Origin of the sequence: Amycolatopsis sp. SID8362, assembly GCF_010550475.1 — a bacterium.
Lineage (GTDB): Bacteria > Actinomycetota > Actinomycetes > Mycobacteriales > Pseudonocardiaceae > Amycolatopsis > Amycolatopsis eburnea.
Genome location: NZ_JAAGNB010000195.1, coordinates 1 through 4,373 on the forward strand (window position 1 = coordinate 1; position 4,373 = coordinate 4,373).

Annotated in this window: 5 protein-coding genes; all 5 read left to right on the plus strand. The window is 71.6% G+C overall.

From position 1 onward, the window contains the following. Window positions 1-263: 263 nt before the first annotated feature. Entirely contained in the window at window positions 264-650 is a 387-nt protein-coding gene (locus tag G3I65_RS07145) for a DUF948 domain-containing protein (RefSeq protein ID WP_160695384.1), read from the plus strand. Beyond that, entirely contained in the window at window positions 647-952 is a 306-nt protein-coding gene (locus tag G3I65_RS07150; RefSeq protein ID WP_125315864.1) for a hypothetical protein, read from the plus strand. Before G3I65_RS07145 ends, G3I65_RS07150 begins: the two co-directional genes overlap by 4 nt. A gap of 73 nt (window positions 953-1,025) precedes the next feature. Next, window positions 1,026-3,686 carry an alanine--tRNA ligase gene (gene alaS / locus G3I65_RS07155; protein ID WP_160695385.1) on the plus strand — a complete coding sequence of 887 codons (2,661 nt, stop codon included), beginning with the start codon at window positions 1,026-1,028 and terminating at the stop codon, window positions 3,684-3,686. Window positions 3,687-3,750: 64 nt separating this feature from the next. Beyond that, complete coding sequence (gene ruvX, locus G3I65_RS07160) at window positions 3,751-4,179, plus strand: Holliday junction resolvase RuvX (protein ID WP_225440400.1); 429 nt, start codon at window positions 3,751-3,753, stop codon at window positions 4,177-4,179. After that, window positions 4,176-4,373, plus strand: a 198-nt coding sequence (locus tag G3I65_RS07165) for a hypothetical protein (protein WP_203612306.1), incomplete at its 3' end; no start/stop codon positions are given. The genes ruvX and G3I65_RS07165, both read left to right, overlap by 4 nt.

Sequence of the window (4,373 nt, forward strand, 5' to 3'; positions counted from 1 at the left end):
CGGGCCGCGCGGCGGCGCGCGATCTCCAGCTGCACCGTGGTCAGGTCGGCGCCGGGCAACACGGCCAGCACGTCGGCCGCCGCGCCGCCCGGCCCGGAAAGGACCCGGCGCCCGGGTCCGTCGTCGTGTGCCATCGCCCAGGTGTACCGCCCCGCGGGCGCCGGGGGCGACGGGTTTTCCGGCCCGCGCGGGGTGACACGGTCGGGAACCCGGCCAGGCGGTAACCTCACCAGCACCCAAGACCGCTTATCCGAGGAGGGCCCGTGTCGGCAGGGCAGATCGCCGCGTTGATCGCCGCAGGTGCATTCGTGGTGCTGGTCGTCCTGCTGGCGATCCCGCTGATCAAGCTCGGCAAGACGCTGGACGCGGCCACCGAGGCGATCGAGCGCACCAACAGCAACACCGACCCGCTGCTGATCGGCGCGAACCAGACGATCACGCACGTCAACACCCAGCTCGAGCGGGTGGACGGGATCACGTCGAACGCGCAGGCCGTCTCCGGCAACGTCTCCGCGCTGACGTCGGTGTTCACCGCGACGCTGGGCGGCCCGCTGGTCAAGACCGCGGCGCTGTCCTACGGCCTGTCCAAGGCGATCCGCGCGCGCAAGAAGAAGAACGCGCTGAAGGCCGCGAAGAAGGCCGGCAAATGAGGCGGCTGTTCTGGCTCGGCGTCGGCGTGGTCGCCGGGGTCGCCCTGTCCCGCAAGGCGGCCGAAACGGCTCGTCAGGCCACTCCGGCGGGGTTAGCATCGAACCTGGGCGACGCCGTGCGCGAGCTGGCCGGCGCCGTGGGTTCGTTCGGCGCCGAAGTGCGCGCGGGCATGAACGAGCGGGAGCAGGAGTTGCACGACATGGTCGAGGAGCGGACAGGCGTCTCGGCGCCCCGCGCCGAAGGACGGCACGCGGCTGCCGCGCGGCGCCCGGTCCGGCGAGCTCGCCGGGCGGAGGGCTGATCCGGGCCTGCCCGGAACCCTTCCGCCGCCGCCGTCCGACCTCGTTCGCAGCCACCAGTACAAGGACTGACCCGTGGACACACACGAAATCACTGATCGTTTCCTGCGCCATTTCGAGGGCAAGGGCCACACGCGCGTGCCCAGCGCGCCGCTGATCCTCGACGACCCGAACCTGCTGTTCGTCAACGCCGGCATGGTGCAGTTCAAGCCGTACTTCCTCGGTGAGGCGCCGCCGCCGTACCCGCGCGCGACCTCCGTGCAGAAGTGCGTGCGCACGCCGGACATCGACGAGGTCGGCAAGACCACCCGGCACAACACGTTCTTCCAGATGGCGGGCAACTTCTCCTTCGGCGACTACTTCAAGGAAGGCGCCATCGAGAACGCCTGGGAGCTGATCACCAAGCCCCAGAGCGAAGGCGGCTACGGCCTCGACCCGAACCGGATCTGGGCGACGGTCTACGAGGACGACTCCGAGGCCGCGGGCCTGTGGCGCAAGCTCACCGGCCTGCCCGGCGAGCGGATCCAGGCGCGCGACGGCAAGGACAACTACTGGGACATGGGCGTGCCCGGTCCCGGCGGCCCGTGCTCCGAGATCTACTACGACCGCGGCCCGGCGTACGGCCGCGAGGGCGGCCCGGTCGCGGACGAGGACCGCTACATCGAGATCTGGAACCTCGTCTTCATGCAGGACGTCCGCGGCGACCTGAGCCCCAAGCTCGGGCACAAGCCGATCGGCGAGCTGCCGAAGAAGAACATCGACACCGGCATGGGCGTCGAGCGCGTCGCGACGATCCTGCAGGGCGTCGAGAACGTCTACGAGACCGACCTCGTGCGCCCGGTCATCGGCCGCGCCGAGGAGTTCTCCGGCCGCCGCTACGGCGGCAACCACGCCGACGACGTCCGCTTCCGCGTCATCGCCGACCACGCCCGCACCGGCGTGCTGCTGATCGGCGACGGCGTCACCCCGGGCAACGACGGCCGCGGCTACGTGCTGCGCCGCCTGCTGCGCCGCATCATCCGCTCCTCGCGCCTGCTGGGCGTGCACGAGCCGGTGCTGCAGGCGTTCGCGGCGGTCGTGCGCGACACCATGGGCCCGACCTACCCCGAGCTGGTCGACGGCTTCGACCGGATCAACGAGGTCGTCCGGATCGAGGAGGAGGCCTTCCTCTCGACCCTGACCAGCGGCTCGCGCATCTTCGACCTCGCGGCCGAGGAGACCAAGCGCGGCGGCGGCGACGTGCTCGCCGGCGACAAGGCGTTCCAGCTGCACGACACCTACGGCTTCCCGATCGACCTCACGCTGGAGATGGCGGCCGAGCAGGGCCTGGCCGTCGACGAGGACGGTTTCCGCACGCTCATGAACGAGCAGCGGACCCGCGCGAAGGCGGACGCGGCGGCCCGCAAGACCGGCCACGGCGACCTCTCGGAGTACCGGAAGGTCCTGGAGCAGCACGGCGAGACCGAGTTCCTCGGCTACACCGACCTTCAGGCCGAGGCGAAGGTCGTCGCGCTGCTCGAAGACGGGCAGCCGGTCCGCAGCGTCGCCGCGGGCAAGAAAGCGGAGCTGGTCCTCGACCGCACGCCGTTCTACGCCGAAAGCGGTGGCCAGGTCGCCGACACCGGCGTCCTGCTGGGCGACGGCGTCGAGCTGAAGGTCCTGGACGTCCAGAAGATCGTCCCGGGGCTGTTCGTGCACCGCGTCGAGGTCGTCGACGGCGAGATCGGCCTGGACTCGAAGGTCACCGGCTCGGTCGACGCGCACCGCCGGCTGTCCATCGAGCGCTCGCACTCCGCGACGCACCTGGTGCACGCGGCCGTCCGCGGCGCGTACGGCAAGCGCGCGGCGCAGGCGGGTTCGCTGAACTCGCCGGGCCGGATGCGGTTCGACTTCACCACGCCGGGCTCGGTGTCGGCGGACGTGCTGACCGAGGTCGAGCAGGAGGTCAACGACTACCTGCAGACCAACGTCGAGGTGAACAGCTTCACCACGACCAAGGACAAGGCCCTCGAGCTGGGCGCGGTCGCGCTGTTCGGCGAGAAGTACGGCAACGACGTCCGGGTGGTCGACATGGGCGAGTACTCCCGCGAGCTCTGCGGTGGCACGCACGTCGACCGGATCGGCGAGCTCGGCCTGGTCAAGCTGGTCTCCGACGCCTCCATCGGCTCGGGCGTGCACCGCGTCGAGGCGCTGGTCGGTTCGGACGCGCTGAAGTACGTCCGCAAGGAGCAGCTGCTGGTCTCCCAATTGGCCAGTACCTTCAAGGTCCCTTCGGAGCAACTTCCCGGCCGCATCGACGACGTCCTGACCCGGCTGAAGAACGCCGAGAAGGAGATCGCGCAGCTCAAGACCCAGCAGGTGCTGGGCTCGGCGGGCGCGCTGGTCGACAAGGCCCAGGAGATCGGCGGCGTCACCGTCGTGGCCGAGGTCGTCCCGGACGTCGACGGCAACGGCCTGCGCGCGCTCGCCTCCGACATCCGCGGCCGGCTCGGCGCGCGGCCCGGCGTCGTGGCGCTGTTCTCGCCGGCCGGCGAGAAGCTGAGCTTCGTCGTCGCGACGACGAAGGCGGCCCAGGACAAGGGGATCGCCGCGGGCAAGCTCGTGCCGTCGTTCGCCGAGAAGATCGGCGGCCGGGGCGGCGGCAAGCCCGACATGGCCCAGGGCGGCGGCACCAACCCGGCCGGTGCGGCCGAAGCGGTCGCGGCCCTGCGCTCGGCGATTGCCGGCATTGGTTAACCGCGGAAACCGCGGCCCGGATCGCCCAGGCAAGGACGATCCGGGGCGCGGCCGTCGGCTCGGGGTGGATGTCGGATCCGTCCGGGTCGGGGTGGCGCTCAGCGATCCGGCCCCCCTGCTCGCTTCGCCATTGGTTACCCTCTCCCGCGATGCGACCGACGACAGTGATCTGGACCAGCTGGCCGCCCTCGTCACCGAGCACGAGGTGGTCGAGGTGATCGTGGGACTGCCGAGAACGCTCGCCAACCGCCAGGGACCGGCGGCCGAGCTGGCGATCGCGTACGCTGAACGCCTGGCCGGGCGGATCACGCCCGTGCCGGTCCGGCTGGGCGACGAGCGGCTGACCACGGTCACCGCATCCCGCATCCTCTCCCAGCGCGGGGTCAAAGGCCGCAAGCAGCGCGCGGTGGTCGACCAGGCCGCCGCCGTCGAGATCCTGCAGGCCTGGATCGACGCCGCCGCTGCGCACCGCGCCCGGGAGGGAGACCGATGAACGAGCAGCACCCCGAGCTGCCCCGCGGACGCAGGCGACTGCGCGAGCCGGGACCGGCCACCCCGCCGCCGTCCCGTCCCGCACCACGCCGCGACGACCCGCGGGCGAGCGGGTACCAGGAACTGCCGCCGGCTTCGCGGCACAGCGGCGAGTACGACCTGCCCCAGCCGTCCCGCCGCGGCCGTCCCGCCGAG

Bases quoted from the DNA above. Each gene is read 5' to 3' on its own strand.
- G3I65_RS07150 (WP_125315864.1), top strand. From the start codon at position 647: ATGAGGCGGCTGTTCTGGCTCGGCGTCGGCGTGGTCGCCGGGGTCGCC.